Origin of the sequence: Amycolatopsis tucumanensis (assembly GCF_021654135.1) — a bacterium.
Lineage (GTDB): Bacteria > Actinomycetota > Actinomycetes > Mycobacteriales > Pseudonocardiaceae > Amycolatopsis_E > Amycolatopsis_E tucumanensis.
In genome coordinates this window covers 81,022-106,926 of the sequence record NZ_JAKGSD010000013.1, presented here as the reverse complement: position 1 = coordinate 106,926, position 25,905 = coordinate 81,022, and the positions used below count along the sequence as shown (strand labels likewise).

Here is a 25,905-nt window from a genome sequence, read left to right as displayed (position 1 = left end):
TCGGTCCAGGCGGTGAACGCGGCGATCATCAGGTCGTCGCGGCCGATCGATTCGGCGTACTCCACGGCCCGGGCGCGGGTGTCCCTGGCCGCGGCGACGGCGCCGGCCCTGATCTGCGCGCGCAGCAGCCTGCCGAACAGGTCCACGCGCTCATCCGGATCGCCGCACTGGGCGACGGCGTCGGCGAGCAGCGCGGCGGCCACGTCGTGGGCGTAGCGCGCCTCGGCCAGCTCGGCGGCACGCACGCAGTAGCCGACGGCCTTCTGGTGGCGCGCAACCGGCTGACGTCCGCGACCAGCGTGTCCCTGACCAGCGCGTGCACGAACCGGACGCGCCCGGGCGCCGGCTCGTCGAGCAACCCGGCGATGACGCCCGCGTCCAGCGCGTCCAGCACGCCGTCCTCGTCGGCGTCGGCGGCCCGCACGAGCACGTCCACCGAGCATGCCCGGCCGGCCACCGCCGCCAGCCGCAGGATGGACACCCCGCTGTCCGGAAGCCGGGCCAGGCGGCGCCGCAGCACGTCCCGGACGCCTTCGGGGACTTCGGAGAGCGCGACCAGCGCACCCTCGCCGCTCAGCAGCCGCGCGCTTTCCCTGACGTAGAACGGGTTTCCGCCGGTCCGCTCGGCGATCCCGGCCACGGTCGCGTCGTCGGCCTGGCATTCGGCGCGGACGAGTTCGGCGACGGCGTCACCGTCCAGCCCGGGCAGGTCGATCCGGAGGGGCGCGGTGCGGGCGAGGGAAGCGAGCGTGTCGGTGAGGCGTTCGCCCTCGTCGGCGCGGTAGGCCGCGACGACCAGGATCGGGGCCCGCACACCGACGACGCCAGCGAGCAGTTCCAGCGTGGTGGCGTCCGCCCAGTGGAGATCGTCCAGCACGACGGCGACCGGCCGGCCCGCGGCGACCGCCGCGAGCCAGTTCCACACGGCCTGCCGCAGGCGGAACCGCCCGGCCGCCGCGTCGCCGTCGACCGGTGGGACGTCGGCGAGCAGTGGCGCCAGGTCATCGGCGAACTCACCCGGAGCCACGTTCGCGGCCACCGTGCGCAGCGCCTCGACCCACGCCCACGCGGGTGGTGCACTGTCCACTTCGGAACAGCTCCCGGTGGTCACGAGCCACCCGTCCTGTTCGAGCCGGGTGCTGAGGTGGTCCAGCAGTGTCGACTTGCCGAGTCCCGCTTCCCCGGTGACGAGCGCGATGCGTGCCCCGTCGGTGGCGGCTTCCCCGGCGGCCGCGACGAGCGTCGCGAGCTCGCGTTCCCGTCCCACGAACGTGGGCGGAGGTTTCCAAGTGGGCGCCGGCGCGCTCACCGGGGCCGGGACGGCGGCGCGGAGGACGTCCGTGCGCCGGGTGAGGATCGCTTCTTCCAGGGCGACCAGGTCCGGGCCGGGGTCGAGGCCGAGTTCGTCGGCGAGGGTGGCGCGGGCGCGGCGGAGCGCGGCCAGGGCGTCGGCTTGACGGCCGCTGTTCCACAGCGCGAGCGCGTGCAGGCGCCAGCCTTCCTCGCGCAGGGGTTCGTCGCGGGTGAGACCTTCCGCCGCGGGAACCACGGCCGCGGGGTCGCCGAGCCGCAGTCCCGCCGCGACGTGCAGTTCGCGGGCAACCAGGCGCAGCTCGTGCAGCCGGGCGACTTCGGCGGTGGCCCACGGCTCGTCGGCGACCTCGGCGAACGCGGGCCCCCGCCACAGGGCCAGCGCTTCGTCCAGCCGGGCGCGGGCGTCGCGGGGATCGGCGAGTGTGCGGGCTTGGTCGAGCAGCTCCTCGAAGCGCCACGCGTCCACCGCTTCCGCGGGCAGCCGCAGCGCGTAGCCGGGCGCCGCGCTCACCAGCAGGCGGGCCGGGGTCCGTGGCGGGCGGCCGGGTTCCAGCAGGCGGCGGAGGTTGGACACGTACGCCTGCAACGACGCCAGCGCGCGCGACGGCGGTTCGCCGCGCCACAGGTCCTCGGCCATCCGGTCGACGGGCACGACCTGCCCGCGCGCGGCTACCAGCAGGGCCAGCACGCCGCGCTGCCGCGGGCCGCCGAGGGGCACGGGCTCGCCGCCGACCTCGGCCGCGAACGAGCCCAGCACCCGGATCAAGACCATGACACGGCACATCGTAAGCGGTCCGGGTTCCAAGCCGGCTCCAAGTGCCTTCCAAGCCCCCGGAAACAGTCTGGGCACGTCGAACCGAGAAAGGCAGGAACACCATGACCATCGACACCCGGGACATGGAGATCGTCCACCGGGCCTTCCGCCGCGAGTCGCGCCTGCTGGTGGAACTCGTTGCGGCGGTCGCCCCCGGGGACACCGCCCGCGCCGGGGTGGTCGCCGGCCACTTCCGCGACTACCGGCTGGGGCTGAAGAACCACCACGAGGGCGAGGACGAGCTGCTGTGGCCGCCGCTGCTGGCCCGCGTCGATCTGGAGGCGGACATCGTGCTGCGCATGGAGGCCCAGCACGACCGCGTCGCGGCGACCCTGACCAAGCTGGACGCCGCGGTCCCGGCGTGGGAGGCCGCCGCCGGAGCCGCCGAGCGGGACGCACTGGTGGCGGCCCTCGCCGATCACCGGGCGGTCCTGCTCGAACACCTCGACGACGAGGAGGCCACGCTCCTGCCCCTCGCCGCGCACCACCTCACCCTGGCGGAATGGACTTCGCTGGGCGACCACCTGGTGGCCAACACGCCGAAGCTCACCCTGCTCACGCTCTTCGGTCTCGTGCTGGAGGACGCGAACCCGGCCGAGCGCACCACGCTGCTGTCCGTCCTCCCGGCCCCGGTGCGCGGCATCTGGCACCTGTTCGGCCGGCCCCGCTACGCCCGCCACATCCGCCGCGTCCGCGCGGCCTGACCCCTGCACCCGAGGAGAGACCCCATGACTCTGAAGAAGATCAACACCGTCCTGACCGCCGCTTTCGTCCTCTTCATCCTCTGGTTCGGGACGGAGTACATCCTGAGCCCGGCAACGACCGCGCCCGGCTTCGGCCTGCCGAGCTGGCCGTCCGGCGACGGCGGCGGTTTCCTCGTCGTCAAGGGGATCCGCGACGTCATCCTGGCCCTGGTCCTCGCGGTCCTGCTGCTGACGGGACACCGCCGCGCGCTGGGCTGGGTGCTGCTGGTGGAGGCGCTCGCCGCGTTCGGCGACATGGCCACCGTGCTGGCCCACCACGGCTCCGCGCCCACGGCGTTCGGCGTCCACGGCTTCACCGCGGCGCTGATGGTGGTCACTGGTCTGCTCGTCCTGCGCGAGACCCGCGAGGTCACCACCGCGCCGGTGCCTGCCCCGCGGTGAGCCGTCAGGCCGGGAGCCGTGCGATGTCGGGCCGGGCGAGCAGCGGCTCGCCCGGCCCTCGCGGTCGCCTGAGGTCGACCACCTGGAGTAGCTGGTGTTCCACCTTGGACTGGCCAAGGAGAACGGCAACACGCCGGGGGCCACAACGCCAGAGCATCGTGCCCCCGGCGGGACCGTTACCGGTGTTCAGCGGGGTCGGATCGGAGGGTGGCGATGACGGCGTCGGCGATGTGGTCCAGGTGCGCCGGGGTCATCGCCGTGGACAGAGCGAGCAGCCCGTTCGTGCCGGCGAGCACGCCGCGCTCGTAGAGGCTCCACCACAGTTTCGTGGTGTCCGCGGCCATCAGCCGCAGCAGGGAGCCGGAGCCGCGCACCGCCACTCCGGCCTCGTGGAGCCGGCTGCGCAACTCGTCGCCTCGGCGGTTCAGCTCGGCGATCTCGGCGGGGCCGAACAGGCGCAGTGCCGTGAGCCCGGCCGACATCGTGACGGGGTTGGCGCTGAACGTCCCGCCCCAGGACACGCCGTCCGGCGTCTGCGGGTCGAACGGCGACAGGACCTCGGCGCGGCCACCGACCGCCCCGACCGGGAACCCGCCGCCGATGACCTTGCCCACGGACACCAGGTCGGGCCGGATGCCGTACCGCTGGTGCAGTCCGCCTTCGTGCAGGCGGAACGTGATGACCTCGTCGACCGCGAGCAGCGCGCCATGCTGCCGCGTGAGCGCGTCGAGCTCGGCCACGTAGGCCGGGTCGGCCGGGGTGAGCCCGGCGCGGTTGGGCATGAGGTCGATCAGCACTGCCGCGACCCGGTCGCCGTGGTTCCGCATCGCCGCACGCAACGCCGGCAGGTCGTTCTGCGGCAACACCAGCACCGAGCCGGGCACCACCCCGGGCGCGCCGGGCGAGACGACGGCGTCGCCGGTGCCGTGGTAGCTGCCCTCGAACCGCACGATCAGCTCCCGCCCGGTGTGGGCCCGGGCCGCGCGCAGGAGCATGAGCACCGCCTCGGTGCCCGAGTTGCAGAAGCGCCACTGCTCGATCCCGGTGCGGTCGCGCAGGTGCTCGGCGAGCGCCACCTCCGAGGCCGTGGGGAGGCCGAACGCGGTTCCGCCGCGGGCGGCTTCGAACGCCGCTTCGAGCACTTCGGGACGGGCGTGCCCGTGGATGAGCGACGTGTAGTTGTTGTTGCAGTCCACGACCCGGTGTCCAGTGTGGTCGGTGACGATCGCGCCCTCGCCGCGCACCGCGTAGGGCGGGTGCGGCGGGACGAACAGGGTCGTCCGGGTGTTGCCGCCCGGCAGTACGCGGCGGGCGCGCTCGACGACGCTCACGAGGCGCTCCTCACCTTCGTCGCGGAGCCGGCGCCGGTCAGTTCGCCGCCGCGGGTTTCCCGGGTCAGCAGCGCGGTCCCGGCCACGAGAGCGAGCGCGGCGCACACGTACACCACCACGAGAGTGGTCGAGTCCGAAGCCCGCAGCAGCGCCACGGCGATGGTCGGGGCGAGGCTGCCGCCGACGATCCCGGAGAGCTGGTATCCCAGCGAGGCGCCGCTGTAGCGGTGCCGGGTGTCGAACAGTTCGCAGATCCAGGACGCCTGCACCCCGTACATCGCGGAGTGGAAGAACAGGCCGCCGACCACGGCGAGCAAGATCAGGCCGGTGTTCTTCGAATCGACCAGCGGGAAGAACGCGAACATCCAGGCGAACGCCCCGACCGCGCCGAAGACGGTGACCTTGCGGCGGCCGTACCGGTCGCTCAGCGCCGCGAACGCGGGGTAGGTGAACAGCTGCATCCCCGCGCCGACCAGGGCGGCCAGCAGCCCCACGCCGCGGGGCAGGCCGAGCCTCGTCGTGACGTAGGTGAGCAGGAAGGTCACCAGCAGGTAGTAGAGGATGTCCGCGCCGGCGCGGATGCCGACCACCCGCAGCACGTCCAGCGGTTGCGTCTTGAGCAACGTCAGGATCGGGGCGCGCTCGGGGGCGGCCTTCTCGAACGCGGGTGATTCGCCGACCTGGCGGCGGATGTAGACGCCGATGAGGACGACCACGACGGACAGCAGGAACGGCACCCGCCAGCCCCACTGCAGGAAGGCGTCGCGCGAAAGTATGCCCGACATCAGGTACAGCACGGCGGTGCTGACGAGTGTGCCGATCGGGACACCGACCTGCACGAAGCTGGTGAGGAAGCCGCGGCGCGCGGACGGGGCGCGTTCGGCGATCATCAGCGCGCCGCCTGCCCACTCACCGCCGAGGGCGAACCCCTGCGCCAGCCGCACGACGATCAGCAGGATCGGCGCGGTGACGCCGATCGTCGCGTAGCTCGGGATCAGTCCGATGAGGACCGTGGAGGCGCCCATGAGGGACACGGTGAACAGCAGGACCTTCTTGCGGCCGAACCGGTCGCCGTAGTGGCCCGCGACGATCCCGCCGATGGGGCGCGCGACGAACCCGATGGCGAAGGTGAGGAAGGACAGCAGGGTTCCGGTGAGCGGGTCGAACGTGGGGAAGAAGACCTCGTTGAAGACGAGCGCCGCGGCGGAGCCGTAGAGGAAGAAGTCGTACCACTCCAGTGATGTGCCGACGAGGCTGCCGAGGATCGCTTTGCGGATGGGAGTGTCCGCGGTGGTTCCGGACATGGCTTTCTCCAGCTGGGGGAGTAGGGGCGGGCTAGGCGGTGTGCGCGTAGATCCTTCGTGCCGTCTCGTCGTCGAGGTAGCCGTGTTCGAGGTCGGTGGCGACGGCTTCGGGGTCGCGTTCGGCGGCCGGCCCGTATCCGCCGCCGCCGGGGGTGCGCAGGCACACGATGTCGCCGGCGCGCAGCGAGACGTTCTCGCCCTTGCTGATCATCGGGAGGGTGACCTGCTCGCCGCCGATGCGGAACCACGGCGACGACGGTTGTCCCGGCGTGCCGCCGGCGCGCCCGACCGGGGCGGTTTTCGCCTGGTCGCCGAGCAGGCTCGCCTGCCCTTCGGCGGCGGTGAACTCGAACTCGAAGTGCACGCCGAAACCGCCGCGGTGCCTGCCGTGCCCGGCCGATCCGTCCCGCAGGCCGTACTTGCGGAACCGCAGCGGATAGCGCTGTTCGAGGGTCTCGATCGACTGGACGCGCCCGATGCTCATCAGCGAGCAGCCATTGGACAGCCCGTCCCCGGCCGGGTGACCGCCGTAGCCACCGCCGAGGAACACGTACAGCACGAACGGGGTGCCGTCCTCGCGCACACCACCGATGGAGAGGTTGTTGACCGTGGCGGACGACCCGGCAGGCACCCGGTCGGGTGCGGCTTCGGCGAGCGCGCCCATGACGGCGGTGATGATGCGCTGGCTGGTCTCCGCCGCGCACCCGGCCACCGGCCGCGGCGGTTTGGCATTGAGGAACACGGTGTCCGGGATGACGAACGTGATCGGTTCGAAGATGCCGGAGTTGATCGGGATGTCGGGGAACAGGTGCTTGATCGCGACGATGCTGCTGGAGACGGTCGCGGCGTACACGGAGTTCATGGGGCCCTGGCAGGGCGGCGAGGAGTGGCTGAAGTCGATGGTGAGCTCCTCGCCGGCGACGGTGATCCGCGCGTCGATGCGCAGCACCTCGTCGGTGATGCCGTCGTTGTCCATCTCCTCGACGAAGGAGTAGGTGCCGTCGGGGATCTCCGCGATGTAGGAGCGCATCTGCCGCGCCGACCGTTCTCGCAGCGCGTCGATGACGGCGCGCACCTGGTCGGGCCCGTACTCGTCGAGGAGCTCGGTGAGACGCGTTTCGCCGGCGCGCAGCGCGGTGGCCTGGGCGTCGATGTCGCCGAGGACGTCGTCGGGCAGCCGTGAGTTGGTCTGCAGGATCGCGACGATGTCGGCGTTGAGCTCGTCGCCGCTGAACAGCTTCACCGGCGGCAGGCGCAGCCCTTCCTGGTAGCAGTCGGTGGCCGCGGCGCCGAACCCGCCCGGCACCCGGCCGCCGAGGTCCGGCCAGTGCCCGGTGTTGGCGAGGTAGGCGAACAGTTCGCCGCGGTAGAAGAACGGCCGCACCATCTTGGTGTCCATGATGTGCGTGCCACCGGCGAACGGGTCGTTGACGATGAACGTGTCGCCCTGCCGCACCTCGCTCGCGCCGGCGATCACGCTCGCGACCGTGTACTGCATGGTGCCCACGAAGATCGGCAGCCCCCGGTTGCCCTGGACGATCATGCTGCCGTCGACAGGGGAGTAGATGCCGTCGGCGCGGTCCCAGGCGTCGGAGATGACCGGGGAGAACGCCATGCGTTCGAAGACGGTGTCCATCTCGTCCGCGATCTGTTCGAGCCTGCCGCGGATGACGGCGATGGACAACGGGTCGAGCTCGGTCATGATGCCACCTTCACGATGAGGCTGCCGTTGGAGTGCACGGTCGTGGTCGTCGCCGGGGGGAGCACGATCGTGGTGTCGCTCTGTTCCACGATCGCCGGCCCGGCCAGGACCTCGCCCGGACGGAGGTGTTCCCGCCGTAGCACGGGAACCGGGTGGCTGCCGTCGGCGAACACCACGGTCCGCTCCCGGGGTGCCGGGTGTTCGCCCGGTGTGGTCACCACCTGCTCGACGGGCTTGCGCTTGCCGGTCACCACGGTGCGCAGGCTGATCAACCGGATCGAGCCGGAGGGGTTGCGGCCCTGGTAGATCGCGAGGTATTCGCGGTGGAACTCCTCGGTGAGCTTCGCCGGGGTCCAGGCTTCGCGGTCGCCGCCGAGCGGGACGCGGATCGAGTAGAGCTGCTTGGCGAAGCTCATTTCCGCGACGTGCTCCACGGCGATGTCCTGGTCGCCGAACCCGTCGGCCTCCAGGGTCTTGCGGCCCAGCTCGGCCTGGTCGGCCAGGATGCGTTCGATCCCGCCCGCGGTGCAGTCGTCCACTTCGGATCCCACGGCCGTGACGTAGTCGTACTTCACGTCGGCGATCAGGCAGCCGTAGGCGGACAGCGCGCCGGGGTGCGGGGGGACCAGGACGGTGGTGGCGCCGACAGCCCTGGCCAGCTCGGCGACGTGCATGGGGCCGGCGCCGCCGAAGCCCACCAGGGCGAACTCGCGGGGGTCGTGTCCCTTGTCCACGCTGACCATGCGGATCGCGTTGGCCATCTTCTCGTTGGCGAAGCGGATGATCGCGAGTGCGGCCGCGGTGACGTCGAGTCCGAGGGGTTCGGCGACGTGCGCCCGGACCGCTTCGACGGCGGCGTCGCGGTCGAGCGTGAACCCGTCCTGCGTGCCCAGGCGCTGCTCGGCGGAGATGCGGCCGAGCACGATGTTGGCGTCGGTGACGGTCGGGCGGGTGCCGCCGCGGCCGTAGCAGGCCGGACCCGGATCGGAGCCCGCGCTTTCCGGCCCCACCTGCAGGATCCCGGCGCGGTCGACCGAGGCGATGGACCCGCCGCCCGCGCCGATGGTGGTGATGTCGATCATCGGGACCTTGATCGGGATGCCGTAGTCGATCGCGCTCTCGGCAGTCACCGCCGGCCGCCCGCCCGGGATGAGGGCGACGTCGAAACTGGTGCCGCCCATGTCGCAGGAGATGACGTCGGGCAGGCCGGCGGCCTCACCGAACGCCGCGGCGGCGACGGTGCCCGCGGCGGGACCGGACAGCAGCGTGCGGACCGCGAGTTCGCCGGCGCGGCGGGCGGGGATCAGCCCGCCGTTGGACTGCATCACCTGCACGTCCCGGGCGAACCCCTCGTGCTTCAGGCGTTCCTGCACGGCGCCGAGGTAGCGCGACATCGGCGCGCGGACGAACGCGTTGACCACCGTGGTCGTGGCCCGTTCGAACTCGCCGGGCTCCGGGCACACCTCGTAGGAGGCCGTGACCTCGACGTCCGGCAACAGCCGGCGCAGTTCGTGGGCGAGCGTGCGCTCGTGGTCGGCGTTGGCGTAGCTGTTGAGCAGGCAGACCGCGACACTTTCCACCTCGGCCGCCCGCAGCGCGTCCGCCACGGCCCGGACCGAGCCGGCCGAGAGGGGCTCGACGACCCGGCCGTCCGCGTCGACGCGTTCGTCCACTTCGAACGACCGGCTCCGCGGCACCAGCGGGCGGTAGGCGCCGGTCAGGCCGTAGGTCGTGGGCCGGTCGCGCCTGCGCAGCTCCAGCACGTCCCGGAAACCGCGCGTGGTCACCAGCGCGGTGCGCGATCCCTTGCGCTCCAGGACCGCGTTGGTCGCCACGGTCGTTCCGTGCACGACGGCGTCGAGTTCGCCGAGCGGAACATCGAACTGCCGCAGCCCGGTGAGCAGCCCGTCGGCCTGGCGCCCGGGGGTGGAGAACACCTTGGCGAGGCGGAGTTCCCCCGTCCCGGGGTGGTGGAGCAGCACGTCGGTGAACGTGCCGCCGACATCGATTCCAGCGACGATCTCCATGTCGGGGTGAACCTCTTCCTCAGCCGGTCAGCGCCGGCTGGACAGTAGTTCGGTCATCTTGTGCGCGGCCTCCGCCAGCGGTTCGATCCACTGGTCCGCGCGGAACCGGCTGGTCGGCCCGGCGACGCTGAGCGCGGCGACGTACTGCCCGCTGCCGTCCGCGACACCGGTGGCGATGCCGGAGATCCCCTCGGCGTACTCCTCGTCGTTGAGGGCGTACCCCTGGCGGCGGATCTCCGGGAAGGTGGCCTTGAGCTGCGACTTGGTGCGAATGCTGTGCACGGTCACGTGCGGCAGCACCTCGTCCGGGTACAGGCTGTCGACCTGCTCCTCGGGCATGTGGGCGAGGAGGAACTTCCCGGACGCGCAACTGATCAACGGCATCCGGGTGCCGACGCCGATCTCCGCGCGCAGCACGTGCTTCGTTTCGAAGCGCTGGATCATGATCGCGTCGCGGTTGCGCAGGACCGCCAGTGAAACGGCTTCCCCGCACAGGTCGGCGAGTGCGCGCATCGGGGTGATCAGGTCCCCGCCGAAGCGGGCCGCGTCCGGCACGGCCGAGCCGACCTCGAACGCGGTGAGGCCCAGCCGGTACCGGCTGTCCGCGGTGCGCTCGACGAAGTCCTGTTCGAGCAGGGTCGCCAGCAGGAGGTGGGCCTTGCTCTTGGCGATGTCCAGCGCTCGCGCGACCTCGGTGATGCCCATGCCGCCGGGGTTGTCGGCGAGCAGGCGCAGCACGCGCAGAGCGGTGGCGACGGTGCTGGAGGTTCGCGATGTGTTTGACATATACGAACGCCTTTCGTAAGATGCAAACACACGCTAGGTAGCGCACGAAGAGCCGTCAAGGCCTCGTGTGTTTCGTTCGTGTATCCGGTGGCCGGATCGACTTTGTCCGGCGGCGCCCGTGACGCGGCAACCTCTGGGCGATGATTCGCTTCCGAATTCATGAGCCGGCCGGTGACGGCGAACCCCTCGCGGCGGCCGGGCGCCGTTCCGGCTCCCGGCGGGAGGGTGGTCACGCAGTGGCGAGGGGCGGCGAGCAAGAGGCGTCAGCCGCCCAGGAGCGGGCAGGTTCTTGGGTGACGAACCCGCAGCCGATGCGAGCGTCACTGCCGCTGTCGAGCTGATCCAGGTGCCGGGTCAGCCGCTCACGGCAAGGTCTATGAAGACTGGTGGCTCTGCCGGGCTCCGATCGCACCGACGCCGAGGAGGACCACCGCCTGCTCGACGGGGTCCTCCTCGGCGACATCGGCGTGTTCAACGACCAACTCACGGAATGGTCGGAACACCACAAGCACCAGCACAGCGCGGCGGACGCGTCCGCCGCGCTGGTGGCGGGGTCACTCCTCGATGACGAGTCCCTTCGCTTCGAGGACGCCGGCGAGCTTGCTGACCTCGATGACGCTGCGGCCCGAGCGGTACGCGGCGATGTAGGCGGCTTCCGCCTCTTCGCGCTTGCGGGCCTGCTCGATCGCGTGCGCCACGTCCTCGCGGCGCACCACGACCAGGCCGTCGGCGTCACCGCGGATCACGTCGCCGGGGCGGACCAGTTCGCCGCCGATTTGGATCGGCTCGGCCAGGGGGCCGACGGTCTCCTTGACCGTGCCCTTGATGGACACGCTGTAGGAGAAGACCGGGAACCCCAGCTTGCGCAGCTCGGACGTGTCCCGCACGCCGGTGTCGGTCACCAGCCCGGCGAGACCCTTCGCCTGGCAGGCGTTGGCCAGCACGTCCCCGAAGGAACCGGCCTCGGCGTACTCGCCGGCCGACACCACGACGACGTCGCCGGGCTGGGCGTGGGCGATCGCCACCTGCAGCATCAGGTTGTCCCGCGGCGCGCAGCGCACGGTGAACGCCGGGCCGCACAACGACATGGCCGGGTCGACCGGTTTGAGGGCCGAGCTCAGCGCGCCGAGGCGCCCCTGGGCTTCGTGGATCGTGGCGGACGAGAAACGGGCCAGTTGCTCGACGAGCGCTGGGTCCGGGCGGTCGAACTTCGTGTTGAGGCGCAAGGGAAATCCTTTCACGACAGGCGGGCGCAGGCGCGGGCGATGGCCTCGCACGCCTCGTCCAGGACGGCGGTGGAGGTGGCGAAGGAGACCCGGAAGTAACCGGGTGTCCCGTAGGCGGCGCCGTGGATCACGGCCACCCGCTCGGACTCCAGCAGGTAGCGGGCGAACTCCTCGTCGGTGCGCAGCACGTCCCCGGCGGGAGTGCGCTTGCCGAGCAGCCCGCCGCAATTGACGAAGAGGTAGAACCCGCCGCTGGGTGCGGTGACCGACAGCCCGGGAACGTCGGCCAGCAGTTTGGCGACCCGGTCCCGGCGGCCGCGGTAGGTGGCGACCGTCGTGGCCACGAAGTCCTGCGGACCGGTCAGCGCCGCGACCGCTGCGGCCTGGCTGATCGAGGAGGGGCAGGACGACATCTGGGACTGCAGCTTGTTGATCGCGCCGACGAGCTCACGCGGGCCGGCGCCGTAGCCGATGCGCCACCCGGTCATCGCGTAGGTCTTCGACACGCCGTTGGTGAGGAACACCCGGTCCCGCAGCCGCGGTTCCACGGCCGCGAGCGTGGGCACGCTCTCCGGCTCATACCAGATTTCGTCGTAGATCTCGTCGGTGAGCACGTGCACCTGCGGGTGGGTCAGCAGCACGCCGGCCAGCGCGCGCAATTCCTCCGCCGAGTAGGCGGCGCCGGTCGGGTTGCCGGGGGAGTTGAGCACCAGCCACCGCGTCCGCGGCGTGATCGCCGCCTCCAGCCGCGCAGGGGTGAGCTTGAACCGGTCGGACTCGGGGCAGTCGACGATGACCGGGGTCCCGTCGTTGGCCAGCACCATGTCCGGGTAGGACACCCAGTACGGCGCGGGGATCACGACTTCGTCGCCGTGGTCGACCGTGGCCATCAGCGCGAGGAAGATGACTTGCTTGGCGCCACCGCCGACGGTGATCTCCTCGTCCGGGTAGTGCAGGCCGTGGCGGTGGCCGAGTTTGGCCCGGATCGCCGCCCGCAGTTCGGGGGTGCCGTTGACGGGCGTGTACTTGGTCTCGCCGCGTTCGACGGCGGCGATCGCGGCGGCCTTGACGTGGTCCGGTGTGTCGAAGTCCGGTTCGCCGACGGTCAGGTCGAGGATCCGGTGCCCCTGAGCGGTCAGCTCACGCACGCGTTGCGCCGCCGCGGAGCTGGGCGAGGGCTTGATCCGGGCTACTCGTGCGGCCGTGGTCATGTCAGTCCGCCCGCCTCTCGAAGTTCAGCCCGCCGGGCACCTGGAAGGTCGGCAGGATCTCGATGTGGCCGACGTTGACGTGGCGCGGCGAGGCGATGGCGAACTCGATCGCATCGGCGATGTCCTCCGGCTTGAGCGACTCGTATCCGTCGTAGTACTCCCGCTGGGCGCGGTCCATGTCGCCGAGCAGGCGCCCGAAGATCTCGGTCTCGACCCGGCCCGGGCAGATCTCGGTGACGCGGACGCGCCTGCCGAAGGCGTCGACGCGGAGCTGGCGGGACAGCGTGTGCACGGCGGACTTCGTGGCGTGGTAGATGGTGTTGCCGCCGAAGTTGTAGACCCCAGCGATCGAGCTGATGTTGACGATGTGCCCGAGGTCCCGCTCGACCATGCCGGGCATGACCAGCCGCACGAGGTGCAGGACGGCCTGGATGTTCACCGCGACCTGCTCGTCGACGGCGAACTCGTCGGCGGTGAGGATGTTCCCGGTGCGCGAGACACCGGCGTTGTTGACCAGGACGTCGATCTCGAGACCGTCGACGAGCTCGGTCAGGGCCGCGGTGGAGGTGACGTCGACGGCGTGCGGGACGCACCCGGTGCGCCGTGCCAGCTCGTCGAGCCGTTCGGCGTTGCGGGCGACGGCGTGGACCCGCAGGCCCTGTTTGGCCAGTCGTTCCACGACCTCGGCGCCGATGCCGGTCGAGGCGCCGGTGACCAGGGCGGTCTTGTAGTCGGAAAACGGCATTGTCCAGTGCTCCTTGGTGGGTCGGGTCAGGCGTCGTGCAGGGGTTCGTGGGCCCGGTCGCGCACCCGGGACACCGCGATGAGCGTGCCCAGCGCGGTGAGGACGGCGTAGTAGGCGGGGATGTGGACGTCGCCGGTCTGTCCGATGAGGAACGTCATCAGCAGTGGCGCGGTGCCGCCGAAGACGGCGGAGGAGATGTTGTAGCCCAGCCCGTAGGCGGAGTAGCGCACGCGCGTGGGGAAGAGTTCGACCAGCAGAATGTGGATGACGCCCGTGTGCCCGGCGAAGATGACCGCCATGACGCTGGCGCCCACGATCGCGAGGGCGACGTTGCCGGTGCCGATGAGCAGGTAGCAGGGGACACCCGCGAGGGCCATCGCGATGGCGGCGCCGGCGATGACCTTCTTGCGGCCGACCTTGTCCGAGAGGGCTCCCATGAACGGGATCGCCACGGAGATCGCCACGAGGCTCACCGCGGTCACCAGGAGACCTTCGACCTTGCCGAAGTGCAGCTCCTTGCTCATGAAGGTGGGCATGTAGGTGAACAGGACGTAGTAGCCGGAGCCGTTCATGAGCGGGATGAACAGGGCCAGCAGCATCGCGCGCCGATGCCGGGGCGAGGAGAACGCCTCCTTCAGCGGGTTGCGTGCCAGGCCGCCTTCCTCCTGGAGCCGCGTGAAGTTGGGGGTGTCGGAGATACGGCGGCGGATGTAGAGGCCGGTGATGCCGAGCGGGATCGCGAGCAGGAACGGGATCCGCCAGCCGAAGGACTGCATCCGCTCAGCGCCGAGGCCGCTGGTCATCGCGGCGGCGATCAGCGTGCCGGTCAGCAGCGACAGGAACGACGCGATCTGGGCGTAGCTGGTGTAGAGGCCGCGTTTGCCCGGTGGGGCGTGCTCGGCGAGGAACGTCATGGCGCCCGCGGCTTCACCACCGACCGAGAACCCCTGCAGGACCCGCAACAGGATCAGCAGGATCGGCGCCGCGATCCCGATCGCCGCGTAGGTGGGCAGGAGGCCGATCGCGGCGGTGGCGACGCTGATCAGCATGATGACGAACACGAGCATCCGCTGACGGCCGATCCGGTCGCCGAGGTGGCCGCAGATGATCCCGCCGAGCGGGCGGAAGAAGAACGAGATCGCGTAGCCGACGAAGACCAGCATGACGGCGTTGGCCGAGTCCGGGAAGAACACCGCGGCGAGCGTGCCCGCCATGAACCCGAAGATGCCGTTGTCGTAGAGCTCGGCGAAGATGCCGACGCAGCCGGCCAGGGTGACCTTGCGGGCGGTCCTGGGATCGACCACGTTCGACTGTGATGACGCCACGGTACTCATGGTGGACTCCTTCATCGGCGGGTGAGGACGGGGATGTCGAGGGACTGCAGCACCGCGGCGGCGCGGTGCCGGACCGCGCGGATGGCGGCGCGTTCGGCCCGGTGCGCGGCGACCGCCTCGGCGACCGTGCGGCGGCGGAAGCGGATGGTGTGCCCGGGTCTGGCCTGCCCGAGCGGGGAGAGGCTGGCCGAGGTGACCACGGCGAGCACCGGATAACCGGCGGTGACGCCCCGGCCCCGGTGCAGGACCAGGAGTTGATCGCCGGCGGGGACTTCCACGGCGCCGACGGGCACACCGCGGGAGAGGACCTCGCCGGAGACGGCCCGCTGGGGCACCGGGCCGCTCATCCGCAACCCGATGTGGTTGCTCGACGGGGTCACGACGTAGGCGGAGGACACCAGGCGCCCGGCCGAGTCGCCGAACTCGGCGACGTCGGGGCCGTCGGTCACGTCGATCGTCCAGCTCTCGCCGAACCGGGGCCGGGGCGGCCGGATGCGGAACAGCGGGTGCCGGAACTCCGGGTGCCCGATCGGCGGGCACTGCGCCCGGAGCGCGAGGTCGTCCCCGGGCCGCAGGAAGCGGCCGAATCCCAGGATCGTGTCGGGCGCGCAGCTGCCGAGCAGGGACTCGGCGTGGATCGAGCCGTAGACCGCCAGGTACACACGCAAACCCAGCCGGATCCCCGTGACGGCCAGTGTCTGGCCGCCGCGGACGGCGAGCGGCTCCCACTGCGGCTGCGGGATCCCGTCGACCGTGACGTCGGCGGGGGCGCCGGTGACGGCGACGAGCACGTCGGTGGACGGTGTGCAGCTGAAGTCGAGTGCGGTGATCTCGATGAGCGGATCGGTGTCGTCGTTGCCGCACAAGGCGTTGGCGACACGTGCGGAGTACTGGTCGAGCGCGCCGTTGACGGGCAGGCCGTAGCGGGAGCGGCCGGGCCTGCCGAGGTCCTGGACGGCGGCGTGGCCGCTCTGCCGGACGGTCAGGGTGTCAGCCATCGCCGGCCACCAGGGCAGAGCCGGCGTAGTCGTCCCACGTCGCCGGGTCGATCGGCACGAACCGGAACTCATCCCCCGGCTGGTAGGGGGTGAGCTGCTCGGATCCCAGGTCGAGAATGCGCAACGGCGTCCGTCCCAGCAGCGGCCAGCCGCCGGGGGAGCGCAGCGGGCAGATCACGGCCTGCCGCCCGGCCACGGCGATCGATCCAGGCGGGACGCTGGTGCGCGGCGAGGCCAGGCGGGGCACCGGGCAGGGGAACGGCGGACCGTCCATCATGGGCGCGCCGACCGGGGCGCCCAGGCACCGCACGGTCAGGACGGCGCCGGAGTGGATCTCCACGACCTCCCGCTCGGTGATGCCCAGCTGCGCCGCGACCTCGGGCAGATCGGGCCCGTGCTCGCCGCCGTACACCACCGGCACGACGAACCGCTTCGGCGCGCGACGGCGGCTCGAACCGTGCCGTGCGCCCGCCGCCCGCCGGACCATCCGCCGCACGGCGTCGTGGTCGGTGAGGCCGGGGTCGAACTCCACCAGAAGCGAGTCGTAGGTCGGCACGACCCCGTGGACACCGGCCAGGCCGGCGTCTTCGATCGCGTCGGCGAGGCTGTGCACGACCTGCCACCGGTGCTCGGCGTCCCCGTCCAGGGCCTTCACCACGATCGCGGAGTCGCCGCAGTCGGCGATCAGGGCGCCCTCAGCCATGACACCACCCCGCCCCGGCCCGGGAAGCCAGGACCTCGGTCAGGGCCGCGATGACGACGCCGGCGCGGGTCAGCTCGTCCCGGATCCGGCGGGCCAGTGAAATCGCGCCCGCGGTGTCGCCGTGCACCAGCACGGTGTCGCACTCGACGGGCAGATCGGTGCCGTCGACGGTCCGGACCACCCCTTCGGTCACCATGCGCACGGTGCGCCGGGCGATCTCGTCCGGGTCGTGGATCACCGCGCCGGGTGCGCTGCGCGGGACCAGCGTGCCGTCCGCGCGGTAGGCGCGGTCGGCGATACCCACGATCGCGACAGGCAGGCCGCGGGTGCGGGCGGCGACGGCGAGCTCACCCTGCTGCGCCAGCACGATCAGCGAAGGATCCACGGCGGCCACGGCGTCGGCGACCGCGGCGGCGTAGTCACTCCGGGTCGCGACGAGGTTGCCGAGCCTGCCGTGCGGCGCGACGTGGCGCACGCGGGTTCCGTGGGCGGTGGCGAAGGCCTGCAACGCGCCGATCTGGTACAGCACGTCGGTCCGCACCTCGTCGGGCGTCAGGTCCATCGCGCGGCGGCCGAACCCCACCAGATCGGGGAAGCTCGGGTGCGCGCCCACGGCCACGCCGCGGCGGACGCACGAGGCGACGGTCGCGTCCATGATCCGCGGGTCGCCGGCGTGGAAACCGCAGGCGACGTTCGCCGACGTCAGGAGGTCCAGGAGGGCCTCGTCGTCGCCCATCCGGTAGGCGCCGAACCCTTCGCCGAGATCGGCGACGAGATCCACCATACGGGTCATCTCACCCTCCGGAAAAATGCGCGGAAATGTTCTCGGAAAAACTGAGGCAATCTGCTCGAAACATCGTGTCCGAGCCCCGGGAATCCGGTGTTTCGCTGACTTTAAGCTCGGGGCCGCGGCCGGACAAATACGCGATCCGCGTGATGTGATCGGGATCCGTTATGGCAGCGGATCCCGGGCCGGCGGCGGTGGTGGCGTTACGATGGGTCACCATTCGACCGGGAAGGGGCACGCATGGACACCCGGCGTCTGTACTCGTTCGTCAAGATCGTCGACGCCGGCAGCATCACCCGCGCCGCCGACATCCTGCGCATCGCGCAGCCCGCGCTGAGCCAGCACGTGTCCATGCTGGAGCGGGACTTCAAGCAGCAGTTGCTGATCCGCAGCAAGCGTGGCGTCGCCCCGACCGAGGCCGGCCGGGCGCTGTACCGGCACGCGCAGCTGATCCTGCGCCAGGTCGAACAGGCCCAGGCCGCCGTCAGCGTCTCCGGCCGCGCCCCGGCGGGCAGCGTGTCGGTCGGCCTGGCCCCCTACAGCACCGGTGCGGCGCTGGCGCTGCCGCTGCTGCGGGCCGTCCGCGAGCGCTATCCGGACATCGTGCTGCACATCAACGAGAACTTCGGCGGCGTGATCAGCGAGGCGATCATGACCGGGCGGATGGACATGGCCTTCATCTACGACGCCGGGCCGATCCGGGGTGTGCAGTTCGAGCCGATGCGCACCGAGGAGCTGTTCCTGGTCGCGGGGCCGGGCTGCGCGGTCCCGGGCGGGGACGAGGTCGCGGTCGGCGACCTGGCCGAGGTCGGCCTGCTGCTGCCCAGCCGCATCCACACCATCCGGCGCGTGGTGGAGGCGGCCTTCGCCCGCGCGGAGGTGGAGCCGCGGGTGGTCGGCGAGATCGAGTCGGTGCTCACGCTGGTCAGCGCGGTCGGCGCCGACCTGGGCGCGACGGTCCTGCCGTGGTCGGCGGCGCGCGCGATCCTGGACACCGAGCACCTGGTGGTGCGCCGGATCGTGGATCCGGTGATCGAGGTGAAGCTGTCGCTGTGCACCTCCGACCACCAGCCGTTGTCGGAGGCGGCGCTGGCCGTCCACGACCTCTTCCACGAGCTGATCGCCACTTTCCGGCCATGACCCATTAGCAGATCCGATAACGTCAGCCGGAATCGCTATTTGTGCCGCCGCGGAATCGCTCGATAACGTCGTGCGAACAATTTGTTGTCGCGAGGAGTGCGGTATGAAACAGCGTGTCCTGAGCACCCGCGGACACCTGCCCGGAACGGGGCTGGAGCGCCTGGCCGGGCGGGTCGAGCTCGTGCGCGGGCCGGGCGACAAGCCGGGGGCCGGCGAGCTGGCGGACCTCGCGCGCGGCGTCGACGGCATCCTGTGCCTGGGCAACGACCGGATCGACGCCGCGCTGCTGGACGCCGCCGGCCCCGAGCTGAAGGTGGTGAGCCTGGCCAGCATGGGTTTCGACGCCGTCGACCAGCGTGCCGCTGCCGATCGCGGCGTCGTGGTAACCCACACCCCGGGTGTGCTGGCCGAGACCACCGCGGACCTGGCGTGGGCCCTGATCCTGATGGCCCGCCGTCGTCTGGGCTCGGCTCGTGACCGGCTGCACGCCGGCGCCTGGACCGTGTTCCGCATGGACGACTTCCTCGGGCTGGACGTGCACGGCGCCACCCTCGGCCTGGTCGGCTACGGCCAGATCGGCCGCGCGGTCGCCCGCCGCGCCGCCGGTTTCGGCATGCGCGTGCTGCACCACGACCCGTTCAGCCCCGCCGGCGACGAGCTGTCACAGCAGGTGGACCTGCCCACCCTGCTGGCCGAATCCGACATCGTGTCGCTGCACGTGCCGCTGACCGAGGCGACCCACCACCTCATCGGCCCGGCCGAGCTGGGCAGCATGAAGACCACCGCGACCTTGATCAACACCTCGCGGGGTGGTGTCGTGGACGAGGCCGCGCTGCTGCACGCCCTGCGCGAGGGCGTCATCCACTCCGCTGGGCTGGACGTGTTCGAACACGAGCCGCGCGGGGCGGACGTCGCCGACCTGGTCGCGCAGTCGAAGCTGGTGGCCCTCCCGCACGTCGGGTCCGCCACCGAGGCGACCCGCGCGGCGATGGTGGACCTGGCTGTCGACAACCTCCTCGACGTCCTGTCCGGCCGGCCGGCGCGCACCCCGATCCCCGGCGCCGTGGCGGTGGCGCGGTGAGCCACCCGCTGTTCGACATCCGCGGCCGCGTCGCCCTGGTCACCGGGTCCAGCCGCGGCATCGGGCGCGCCCTGGCCCATGGGCTGGCGGAAGCGGGGTGCGTGGTCGTCCTCAATGGACGCGATCGGGCCGCGCTCGACCGGACCCGTGCCGAGCTGGCCGAGCGCACCGGGGCCACGGTGCATGCGCAGGCGTTCGACGTCACCGATCCCGGCGCGGTCGCCGAGGCGATCCCGCGCCTGGAGGAGCTCGCGGGTCCCGTGGACATCCTGGTCAACAACGCCGGGATGCAGCACCGGGCGCCGTTCACCGAGTTCCTGACCGAGGACTGGCATCGCCTGATGGAAACCAACCTCACCAGTGCTTTTCTCGTCGGCCGCGAGGTCGCGCGGCGGATGACCGCCCGCGGCTCGGGCAAGATCGTCAACATCTGCTCGGTGCAGAGCGAGGTGGTCCGCCCCGGCATCGCGCCCTACTCGGCGACCAAGGGCGGGCTGAAGATGCTCACCAAGGGCATGTGTGCCGACCTCGGCCCGGCCGGGATCCAGGTCAACGGGCTCGCCCCCGGCTACTTTGACACCGAGCTCACCGCCGCGCTCGTCGCGGACGAGGATTTCAGCGCCTGGGTGCGCGGCCGCACCCCCGCCGGACGGTGGGGCCAGGTGGGCGACCTCGTCGGCGCGCTGATCTTTCTCTGCTCGCCGGCGTCGGATTTCGTCAACGGCCAAATGCTCTACGTCGACGGCGGCATGACCTCCGTCCTGTGAAGCGAGGAGAACCCATGCTTGCGTGTGTCGTGCACGGCGCCGGGGACCTTCGGGTCGAGAACCGTGCGCCGGTGGAACCGGGCGAGGGCGAGATCGTCGTGGCCGTCTCCTTCGGCGGCATCTGCGGATCGGACCTGCACTACTACCACCGCGGCGCGGTCGGCGACTTCCACGTGCGGGAACCGCTGGTGCTCGGTCACGAGGTCGTCGGGCACGTCGCGGCCCACGGCTCCGATGTGGACGGTCCGGCGGCCGGTACGCCGGTGGCCGTCCACCCGGCCACACCCTGCGACGACTGTCCGGAATGCACCGGCAACCACCGGAACGTCTGCGCCGATACGCGGTACCTCGGCAGCGCGGCCCGGTTGCCCCACGTGCACGGTGGGTTCGCGCAGCGCATCACGGTGCCGGCGGCACAGGTGCGCGCGCTGCCGCCCGGGCTCGAACTCGAACGGGCCGTGCTCGCGGAACCGTTGTCGGTGGCGCTGCACGCGGTGCGCCGCGCCGGTGACGTCACCGGCCGGCGTGTCCTGGTCACCGGTGCCGGGCCGATCGGTTGCCTCCTGGTGGCCGCGCTGCGCCGGGCCGGCGCGGCCGAGGTCGTGGTCAGCGACCTGCTGGACGCGCCACTGGCCCTGGCGTCGAAGGTCGGCGCCACCTCGGTGGTGCGGGCCGACGATCCGGCGGGGCCGGGGGAGGCGGACATCGCCATCGAGGCGTCCGGGTCCCCGGCCGGGCTGCGCACCTGTCTGGAACGGGTGCGCCGCGCCGGCCGGGTCGTCCTGCTCGGACTGCTGCCGCCCGGTGAGGTCGGATTCCTCGGCAACGTGGTCGTCACGCGGGAACTGACCCTCGCCGGAGCGTTCCGGTTCGACCGTGAATTCGACGAGGCGCTCACCCTGCTCGCCGACGGCCTCCCGGTGGATCCGGTCGTCACCCACACGTTCCCGCTCGAGCGGGCCACGGAGGCGTTCGACGTGGCCGGCAACCGCGCGGTCGCATCGAAGGTCCTGCTCGACCTGAGCTGATCAACCAGAGGGGGCCCTTGCCGCCGGCTCGAAACGGTGGCTGTGCCCGGCCGTCACGGATGGAGGTCGGTAACGGCGGCGCCGGATTCGGGGTCGTAGGGGAACGAGAGGTGCTGGTGGATCAGCTGCCATTCGCCGTCGCGTCGCTGGAACACCCGGGTGCCGCGGGACCAGCTTTCGGTGGTCGTGCCGTCGGTGTCCTCGGCGATCATCCGGTTGAGCCCCCAGGCCACGGCGAGGTCACCGTGGACCAGGACGGTCATGTCGGGCACCTCCCAGCGGACCACCGCGTCCGACCAGTCGAGCCCCCGCCGGCACACCTCCCGCACGGCGTCCCGGCCGAGGTGCTGCAGGGGCGTGTCGTGCTCGTAGGAGACGACGTCCTTGGCGATAGGGGCGATCAGCCCGTCGAGATCCTTGCGGGTGGTGGCCGCGAACCACCGTTCGTGCAGGGCCCGCACCTCGGCTTCCGCGTCCGTGCCGTCGTCCTGGTCGGCATGCGGGAACGAGTGGTGTTCGTGCGCCACGGTCCAGCGGCCGTTCTCCTTCCGCAGGCCCAGGGTGAGCCGCAGGCGCCGGGCGGGATGTCGGGCGAGCTCGTCCGGGGTGCCGCAGCGCAGCAGGGCGTGGGCGAACGCGACGTCCGCGCCCGCGGTGATCTCCACGGACTCGAGTTCGAACACCGCGCCCTGGGCCTGCCAGGAGAAGAAGGCAGGCCAGGTGTCCCGGTAGGCGTCGAGGCCCCGCACTCCCGTGTCCGGGGGCGGCACGTCGAACATCACGATGTCGCCGGCGTGGCCGGCGAGCAGTCCCTCGAGGTCGCCCCTGTGCACGGCGCCTGCCCAGTGCTCGATCAGGGTCCGGATCTGCTGCTCGTCCGTGGTCATCGCGATACCTCACATCGGTCTCGGCGGAACTGTCACCACTGACACCCGCGCCGGGACCGAAACTCATCGCGTGATCGTGGGCGGCAGCCCGAAGCGGGCGAAATCCGCGGTCAGGAACGACACGACTTCGGCGATCCGGTCACCGCGCAGCGCCAGCACGTCCAGGCCGGCGGGCAGGTAGGCGGCGCCCTTCCACAGGTAGGTGCCGAACGCGACCTGCCCGTTGGCGTGTGCGGGCACGAACCGCCACCGCCCGGTGAGGGGCCCCTCGGCCAGGAACGCCCGGATCGCGTCCCGGCCCTGGAACCACAGCGGTTCGGGCGGCATCGAGTAGCGGGCGTCCTCGGCCAGCATCTCCACGATCGCGTCGACGTCACCCCGTTCCCAGGCGGACGCGTACCGGCGCGCCAGGTCACGCACCCGGTCGCCGCCCAGCGCGCGCAACACCGTCTGCTGGCCGGCACCGGCGCGGAGCGGTTCGAGGGTGGCGCGGGCCCGCTGAAGGGAGCTGTTCACCGACGCCACCGTGGTCTCCAGCAGCGCCGCGACCTCCCGGGCGGAGAACCCGAGCACCTCCCGCAGGATCAGCACGGCTCGCTGACGGGGGAGCAGGTGCTGCAGCGCGGCGACGAAGGCCAGTTCGATGCTCTCCCGCGCCACCGACTGCGCGGCCGGGTCCAGCAGCGAGTCCGGGTAGGGCTCCAGCCAGGCCACCTCGGCCTTCTGTGTGCCGTCCGCGAGCCCGGCCGGCAGCTCCCGGCGGCGACGTCGCTCCAGCAGGGTCAGGCACCGGTTCGTCGCGATCTTGTAGAGCCAGGGGCGGATCGACTGCCGCGGTTCCAAGCCGTCCAGCCCGCGCCAGGTCCGCACGAGCACTTCCTGGACCGCATCCTCGGCATCGTCGAGGGAGCCCAGCATCCGGTAGCAGTGCGCCCGCAACTCGGCCCGGAACGGCCCGACGAGCCGCTCGAAGGCCGTCGTGTCGCCCTCCTGTGCGGCCTTCAGCAGCAACGCCAGGCCCTCGCCGTCCCCCGACATCCACCCTCCCGCGCCAGAACCGGACGAACCGCCCACCTCCTCCGTCATGGTGCCACGGCGCAGCGGTGGTCCGGCGCGGGCCGCCGAGCCGGACCCCCGTGGCTGCGACTCTGTCACGGGTGCAGTTCGCGCACGACTCAATCGCTGGTCAGCAGCCCGAGGCGGCGCCCGTTGTCACTCGACTGTCGTCGAGCATGCTCAGCACCCGCTCGGCGTTGAAAACGGTAGCCCAGGAGACCGACAGGACCGGGGACTTCGCGCGAGGCCATCCGGATGATCAGGGCAGTTCGAACAACGTCGCCTGGGTCCGGTCGAGCGCGTCGACGCCGAGGATGCGCTGGCACTTGCGGCAGGTCGCGGCCGGTGTTCGGGCAGGTCATCCAGCGACGTCGCGGCAACGGGGTGCTCGTCCACGCCGCGCATTCTCGGCGTAGTGGGCGACAGTTTTTCGCGTGACCCGGTCAGCCGAGCTCGGCTGGAGGCAGGTCGCGCAGGAAGTCGCCGCTGTTGAGCTGCAGGGCGGCGGCGAGTTGGAGGAGATTCTGCAAGCCCGGATTCTTGATGTCCTGGGCCTCCATGGCCTGCACGTACCGGACGGTCACATCGGCGCGATGAGCCAACTGCTCGGCGGTCAATCCGAGGTCCTTGCGCCCGTTCCTGATCCGCCGGGCCAGCTCGGCGCATGTCGCCGGCGACGCGGATCGCCTGCTCTCGGTCATCGCCGCTCCGCTCACGATGATCACTTCGTGGCCGGAACACCACGCTCTAGTTATCACGAACTCTGCTTCGCGAACTAGGGGTCACGTAGAACGACTTCTAACCTGGTGCCGGGTATAGCATGTGCTATATAGAGCCCGGGGATGAGCTGGCCGCGTCGTTGGCCCAGGCCATCGGGCGGAGCTGGCCGGAGGTCTCGCGGTTGATCAGGGCTTATCGCGCCACGCGGTTCCACCCCACCTCGCCGGCCGGGCGGGTTCTGGCCCGGCACCGGAGCGAGGTTCTGGCGCTCGCGCACGCCCACAAGGCGAGGAACGTCCGCGTCTTCGGCAGCGTCGCACGTGGGGAAGATGATGAGGGCAGCGACATCGATCTGCTGGTCGATCTCGACCCGGGTGCTGATCTGGTCGACCTCGCCGCGCTGGATATCGAGCTGGAGCGGTTGCTCGGCTACCCGGTCGACATCGTGCCCGCCCGGATGCTCAAACGCGATATCGCGTCGTCGGCGCTCGCGGAGGCTGTCGAGCTGTGACGAGACGCCGTCGCAAGGATTCTCAGCACCTCGCTGATGCACGGGAACACCTGCGCGTGTTGCAGGAGCATCTCCGCACCGGTACGCCGACCTCGATCAGGAAATCCTGCAGAAAACGAAAGTTAAATCAAGCGGTCTCGCGGCTGAAGGAGCCCGCAGCGTGACCGCCAGGCCGGCTCCTCCGGTGCCGGCCTGGCTTGAGGCGGCCCTGGTCAGGGGCCGCGGCCGCTTGCTGACGTGTTCGCGCCGCGTCCGTGGCGCCTCTGTCCAGAGTGGAATTTCGAGTCCGCAAGCTATGCCTCAGGATTCCACGGCATCCTCCGCCTGCGCGGCGGCGAGCGAGTCGGCTGCGGGACTCGCCAGCGTCGCGCGGCGGAATGCGGCCACGGTGTCTCTGCGGTCGTTTCGCCGGCTGGCGATGGCCACGACGGGGTCGGGTCCTTCGAGTGGCAGGTAACGCACCCCGGGGTGGGGGAAGAAGCGGGTGGCGGGTTCGCCGTGGAACCCGATCCGGCCCGTGGTGGCGACCGCGGTCGCGACGTGGGCGGGGGAGCGGACCTCCACGTCGCGCCTGGTGGGTGCGCCGCCCCAGTCCGCCAGTCCCGGCTGGCCGACCAGCTTCACGCGGGGCACGTCGGCGATGTCGGCCGCGCTGAGGCGCCCGGCGCCGGCGAGTTCCGATTCGGCCGGTACGACCGCGCAGCGTGCGGTGTTCATCACCGGCTCGACGAGGAGGTCGTCGGCGCCGCCGACGTCGTGCAGGACCGCGACGTCGACCTCCCCGGTGCGCACCGCGTCGTACTGCGTCACCCAGTCCAGCTCCCGATAGGACAGTTCGAGTTCCGGGTGGTGCGTGGCCAGCAGCGTGCGCGTGGCGGCCCACCGGTCGGCCAGACCGAACCCGAGCACCCCGACGCGCAGGACCGGCTCGGCGTGATCGCCTTCGGCGGTCCGCATGAGCTCGTCCATCTCCGCCAGCACCCGGCGCGCACGGGGCAGGAACCGTTCCCCCGCCGGGGTGAGTGCGACGCGGCGGCTCGTGCGCTCGAACAACTTCACGCCGAGCTCGCGCTCCAGCTCCTGGATCCGCCGCCCGAACGGCTGCGCCGCGATGTAGTGGGCACGCGCGGCGCGGCCGAAGTGCAGTTCCTCGGCCAAGGTGAGGGCGTAGCGCAACGACCGGACGTCCATGTCCCAGCACCTCTTCCAGGTCGACGCGACCCGCTCGCCGGGATCACAACCGATTCGGCACATGTTCCGGCGCGCCGGGCCAGCCATGCTGCTGCCA

The 25,905-nt window shown here is 71.4% G+C and carries 24 protein-coding genes; 7 read left to right on the top strand and 17 right to left on the bottom strand.

Annotated features, from left to right (window positions below; translation table 11 throughout):
* Positions 1 to 28 precede the first annotated feature (28 nt).
* Positions 29 to 2,086, bottom strand: coding sequence for an ATP-binding protein (locus L2C96_RS15920; protein WP_237336731.1), 2,058 nt, complete (start codon positions 2,084 to 2,086; stop codon positions 29 to 31).
* A gap of 104 nt (positions 2,087 to 2,190) precedes the next feature.
* Here L2C96_RS15920 and L2C96_RS15915 point away from each other — a divergent pair, with 104 nt between their 5' ends.
* Both L2C96_RS15915 and L2C96_RS15910 read left to right on the top strand, forming a co-directional pair.
* Positions 2,191 to 2,832: a hemerythrin domain-containing protein gene (locus L2C96_RS15915; protein ID WP_237336730.1), complete on the top strand. Its 642-nt coding sequence runs from the start codon at positions 2,191 to 2,193 to the stop codon at positions 2,830 to 2,832.
* Positions 2,833 to 2,856: 24 nt separating this feature from the next.
* Positions 2,857 to 3,273: a DUF4267 domain-containing protein gene (locus L2C96_RS15910; RefSeq protein WP_237336729.1), complete on the top strand. Its 417-nt coding sequence runs from the start codon at positions 2,857 to 2,859 to the stop codon at positions 3,271 to 3,273.
* 176 nt (positions 3,274 to 3,449) lie between these two features.
* On the opposite strand, the gene L2C96_RS15905 is transcribed toward L2C96_RS15910, so the two are convergent.
* The 12 genes from L2C96_RS15905 to L2C96_RS15850 form a co-directional block, all read right to left on the bottom strand.
* Positions 3,450 to 4,604: an aspartate aminotransferase family protein gene (locus L2C96_RS15905; RefSeq protein ID WP_237336728.1), complete on the bottom strand. Its 1,155-nt coding sequence runs from the start codon at positions 4,602 to 4,604 to the stop codon at positions 3,450 to 3,452.
* Positions 4,601 to 5,908 carry an MFS transporter gene (locus L2C96_RS15900; protein WP_237336727.1) on the bottom strand — a complete coding sequence of 436 codons (1,308 nt, stop codon included), beginning with the start codon at positions 5,906 to 5,908 and terminating at the stop codon, positions 4,601 to 4,603. Before L2C96_RS15900 ends, L2C96_RS15905 begins: the two co-directional genes overlap by 4 nt.
* A 31-nt stretch (positions 5,909 to 5,939) precedes the next feature.
* Positions 5,940 to 7,610 carry a hydantoinase B/oxoprolinase family protein gene (locus L2C96_RS15895; RefSeq protein ID WP_237336726.1) on the bottom strand — a complete coding sequence of 557 codons (1,671 nt, stop codon included), beginning with the start codon at positions 7,608 to 7,610 and terminating at the stop codon, positions 5,940 to 5,942.
* On the bottom strand, positions 7,607 to 9,637 hold the full coding sequence (locus L2C96_RS15890) for a hydantoinase/oxoprolinase family protein (protein WP_237336725.1): 2,031 nt from the start codon (positions 9,635 to 9,637) through the stop codon (positions 7,607 to 7,609). The genes L2C96_RS15895 and L2C96_RS15890 overlap by 4 nt, the downstream gene beginning before the upstream one ends.
* 27 nt (positions 9,638 to 9,664) lie before the next feature.
* Positions 9,665 to 10,423 (bottom strand): IclR family transcriptional regulator, encoded by a 759-nt coding sequence (locus tag L2C96_RS15885; protein ID WP_237336724.1) that lies wholly within the window; start codon positions 10,421 to 10,423, stop codon positions 9,665 to 9,667.
* Positions 10,424 to 10,977: 554 nt separating this feature from the next.
* Positions 10,978 to 11,649: a 4-carboxy-4-hydroxy-2-oxoadipate aldolase/oxaloacetate decarboxylase gene (locus L2C96_RS15880; protein WP_237336723.1), complete on the bottom strand. Its 672-nt coding sequence runs from the start codon at positions 11,647 to 11,649 to the stop codon at positions 10,978 to 10,980.
* A gap of 11 nt (positions 11,650 to 11,660) precedes the next feature.
* Positions 11,661 to 12,860, bottom strand: a complete 1,200-nt coding sequence (locus tag L2C96_RS15875; RefSeq protein WP_237336722.1) for an aspartate transaminase — start codon at positions 12,858 to 12,860, stop codon at positions 11,661 to 11,663.
* A 1-nt stretch (position 12,861) separates the two neighbouring features.
* Positions 12,862 to 13,605 (bottom strand): SDR family oxidoreductase, encoded by a 744-nt coding sequence (locus L2C96_RS15870; protein WP_027929126.1) that lies wholly within the window; start codon positions 13,603 to 13,605, stop codon positions 12,862 to 12,864.
* 26 nt (positions 13,606 to 13,631) lie between these two features.
* Positions 13,632 to 14,939, bottom strand: coding sequence for an MFS transporter (locus L2C96_RS15865; RefSeq protein ID WP_027929127.1), 1,308 nt, complete (start codon positions 14,937 to 14,939; stop codon positions 13,632 to 13,634).
* A gap of 11 nt (positions 14,940 to 14,950) precedes the next feature.
* The gene (locus L2C96_RS15860) at positions 14,951 to 15,937 is read right to left on the bottom strand and encodes a 5-oxoprolinase subunit C family protein (RefSeq protein WP_237336721.1); all 987 of its coding nucleotides are present in this window, start codon (positions 15,935 to 15,937) and stop codon (positions 14,951 to 14,953) included.
* The gene (locus L2C96_RS15855; protein WP_237336720.1) at positions 15,930 to 16,640 is read right to left on the bottom strand and encodes a 5-oxoprolinase subunit B family protein; all 711 of its coding nucleotides are present in this window, start codon (positions 16,638 to 16,640) and stop codon (positions 15,930 to 15,932) included. Before L2C96_RS15855 ends, L2C96_RS15860 begins: the two co-directional genes overlap by 8 nt.
* Positions 16,633 to 17,433: a LamB/YcsF family protein gene (locus L2C96_RS15850; RefSeq protein WP_237336719.1), complete on the bottom strand. Its 801-nt coding sequence runs from the start codon at positions 17,431 to 17,433 to the stop codon at positions 16,633 to 16,635. The genes L2C96_RS15855 and L2C96_RS15850 overlap by 8 nt, the downstream gene beginning before the upstream one ends.
* Positions 17,434 to 17,667: 234 nt before the next feature.
* On the opposite strand from L2C96_RS15850, the gene nac reads away from it, so the two are divergent.
* From nac to L2C96_RS15830, 4 genes are all read left to right on the top strand, one after another.
* Positions 17,668 to 18,567: a nitrogen assimilation transcriptional regulator NAC gene (nac, locus tag L2C96_RS15845; RefSeq protein ID WP_237336718.1), complete on the top strand. Its 900-nt coding sequence runs from the start codon at positions 17,668 to 17,670 to the stop codon at positions 18,565 to 18,567.
* A gap of 103 nt (positions 18,568 to 18,670) precedes the next feature.
* The gene (locus tag L2C96_RS15840) at positions 18,671 to 19,648 is read left to right on the top strand and encodes a 2-hydroxyacid dehydrogenase (RefSeq protein WP_237336717.1); all 978 of its coding nucleotides are present in this window, start codon (positions 18,671 to 18,673) and stop codon (positions 19,646 to 19,648) included.
* Positions 19,645 to 20,415 carry an SDR family oxidoreductase gene (locus tag L2C96_RS15835; protein WP_237336716.1) on the top strand — a complete coding sequence of 257 codons (771 nt, stop codon included), beginning with the start codon at positions 19,645 to 19,647 and terminating at the stop codon, positions 20,413 to 20,415. Before L2C96_RS15840 ends, L2C96_RS15835 begins: the two co-directional genes overlap by 4 nt.
* A gap of 14 nt (positions 20,416 to 20,429) precedes the next feature.
* Positions 20,430 to 21,443, top strand: a complete 1,014-nt coding sequence (locus L2C96_RS15830; RefSeq protein WP_237336715.1) for an L-idonate 5-dehydrogenase — start codon at positions 20,430 to 20,432, stop codon at positions 21,441 to 21,443.
* Positions 21,444 to 21,496: 53 nt separating this feature from the next.
* On the opposite strand, the gene L2C96_RS15825 is transcribed toward L2C96_RS15830, so the two are convergent.
* From L2C96_RS15825 to L2C96_RS15815, 3 genes are all read right to left on the bottom strand, one after another.
* Complete coding sequence (locus L2C96_RS15825; RefSeq protein ID WP_237336714.1) at positions 21,497 to 22,330, bottom strand: YybH family protein; 834 nt, start codon at positions 22,328 to 22,330, stop codon at positions 21,497 to 21,499.
* A 63-nt stretch (positions 22,331 to 22,393) separates the two neighbouring features.
* Positions 22,394 to 23,368 carry a sigma-70 family RNA polymerase sigma factor gene (locus L2C96_RS15820; RefSeq protein ID WP_237336713.1) on the bottom strand — a complete coding sequence of 325 codons (975 nt, stop codon included), beginning with the start codon at positions 23,366 to 23,368 and terminating at the stop codon, positions 22,394 to 22,396.
* Between the two features lie 461 nt (positions 23,369 to 23,829).
* Positions 23,830 to 24,087, bottom strand: coding sequence for a helix-turn-helix domain-containing protein (locus tag L2C96_RS15815; protein ID WP_123686350.1), 258 nt, complete (start codon positions 24,085 to 24,087; stop codon positions 23,830 to 23,832).
* A gap of 158 nt (positions 24,088 to 24,245) precedes the next feature.
* Between L2C96_RS15815 and L2C96_RS15810 the strand changes: the two genes are divergently transcribed.
* Positions 24,246 to 24,617 carry a nucleotidyltransferase family protein gene (locus tag L2C96_RS15810; protein WP_237336712.1) on the top strand — a complete coding sequence of 124 codons (372 nt, stop codon included), beginning with the start codon at positions 24,246 to 24,248 and terminating at the stop codon, positions 24,615 to 24,617.
* Positions 24,618 to 24,917: 300 nt separating this feature from the next.
* On the opposite strand, the gene L2C96_RS15805 is transcribed toward L2C96_RS15810, so the two are convergent.
* Complete coding sequence (locus L2C96_RS15805) at positions 24,918 to 25,808, bottom strand: LysR family transcriptional regulator (RefSeq protein WP_237336711.1); 891 nt, start codon at positions 25,806 to 25,808, stop codon at positions 24,918 to 24,920.
* Positions 25,809 to 25,905: the final 97 nt, after the last annotated feature.

What these genes read in the sequence shown, in the direction of transcription:
- L2C96_RS15920 (WP_237336731.1), bottom strand. Translation starts at nt 2,086, where the DNA reads ATGGTCTTGATCCGGGTGCTGGGCTCGTTCGCGGCCGAGGTCGGCGGC.
- L2C96_RS15825 (WP_237336714.1), bottom strand. Translation starts at nt 22,330, where the DNA reads ATGACCACGGACGAGCAGCAGATCCGGACCCTGATCGAGCACTGGGCA.
- L2C96_RS15885 (WP_237336724.1), bottom strand. Translation starts at nt 10,423, where the DNA reads ATGTCAAACACATCGCGAACCTCCAGCACCGTCGCCACCGCTCTGCGC.
- L2C96_RS15830 (WP_237336715.1), top strand. Translation starts at nt 20,430, where the DNA reads ATGCTTGCGTGTGTCGTGCACGGCGCCGGGGACCTTCGGGTCGAGAAC.
- L2C96_RS15890 (WP_237336725.1), bottom strand. Translation starts at nt 9,637, where the DNA reads ATGGAGATCGTCGCTGGAATCGATGTCGGCGGCACGTTCACCGACGTG.
- L2C96_RS15840 (WP_237336717.1), top strand. Translation starts at nt 18,671, where the DNA reads ATGAAACAGCGTGTCCTGAGCACCCGCGGACACCTGCCCGGAACGGGG.
- L2C96_RS15860 (WP_237336721.1), bottom strand. Translation starts at nt 15,937, where the DNA reads ATGGCTGACACCCTGACCGTCCGGCAGAGCGGCCACGCCGCCGTCCAG.
- L2C96_RS15850 (WP_237336719.1), bottom strand. Translation starts at nt 17,433, where the DNA reads ATGACCCGTATGGTGGATCTCGTCGCCGATCTCGGCGAAGGGTTCGGC.
- L2C96_RS15915 (WP_237336730.1), top strand. Translation starts at nt 2,191, where the DNA reads ATGACCATCGACACCCGGGACATGGAGATCGTCCACCGGGCCTTCCGC.
- L2C96_RS15870 (WP_027929126.1), bottom strand. Translation starts at nt 13,605, where the DNA reads ATGCCGTTTTCCGACTACAAGACCGCCCTGGTCACCGGCGCCTCGACC.
- L2C96_RS15895 (WP_237336726.1), bottom strand. Translation starts at nt 7,610, where the DNA reads ATGACCGAGCTCGACCCGTTGTCCATCGCCGTCATCCGCGGCAGGCTC.
- L2C96_RS15820 (WP_237336713.1), bottom strand. Translation starts at nt 23,368, where the DNA reads ATGTCGGGGGACGGCGAGGGCCTGGCGTTGCTGCTGAAGGCCGCACAG.
- L2C96_RS15815 (WP_123686350.1), bottom strand. Translation starts at nt 24,087, where the DNA reads ATGACCGAGAGCAGGCGATCCGCGTCGCCGGCGACATGCGCCGAGCTG.
- L2C96_RS15855 (WP_237336720.1), bottom strand. Translation starts at nt 16,640, where the DNA reads ATGGCTGAGGGCGCCCTGATCGCCGACTGCGGCGACTCCGCGATCGTG.
- L2C96_RS15865 (WP_027929127.1), bottom strand. Translation starts at nt 14,939, where the DNA reads ATGAGTACCGTGGCGTCATCACAGTCGAACGTGGTCGATCCCAGGACC.
- L2C96_RS15910 (WP_237336729.1), top strand. Translation starts at nt 2,857, where the DNA reads ATGACTCTGAAGAAGATCAACACCGTCCTGACCGCCGCTTTCGTCCTC.
- L2C96_RS15875 (WP_237336722.1), bottom strand. Translation starts at nt 12,860, where the DNA reads ATGACCACGGCCGCACGAGTAGCCCGGATCAAGCCCTCGCCCAGCTCC.
- L2C96_RS15900 (WP_237336727.1), bottom strand. Translation starts at nt 5,908, where the DNA reads ATGTCCGGAACCACCGCGGACACTCCCATCCGCAAAGCGATCCTCGGC.
- L2C96_RS15805 (WP_237336711.1), bottom strand. Translation starts at nt 25,808, where the DNA reads ATGGACGTCCGGTCGTTGCGCTACGCCCTCACCTTGGCCGAGGAACTG.
- nac (WP_237336718.1), top strand. Translation starts at nt 17,668, where the DNA reads ATGGACACCCGGCGTCTGTACTCGTTCGTCAAGATCGTCGACGCCGGC.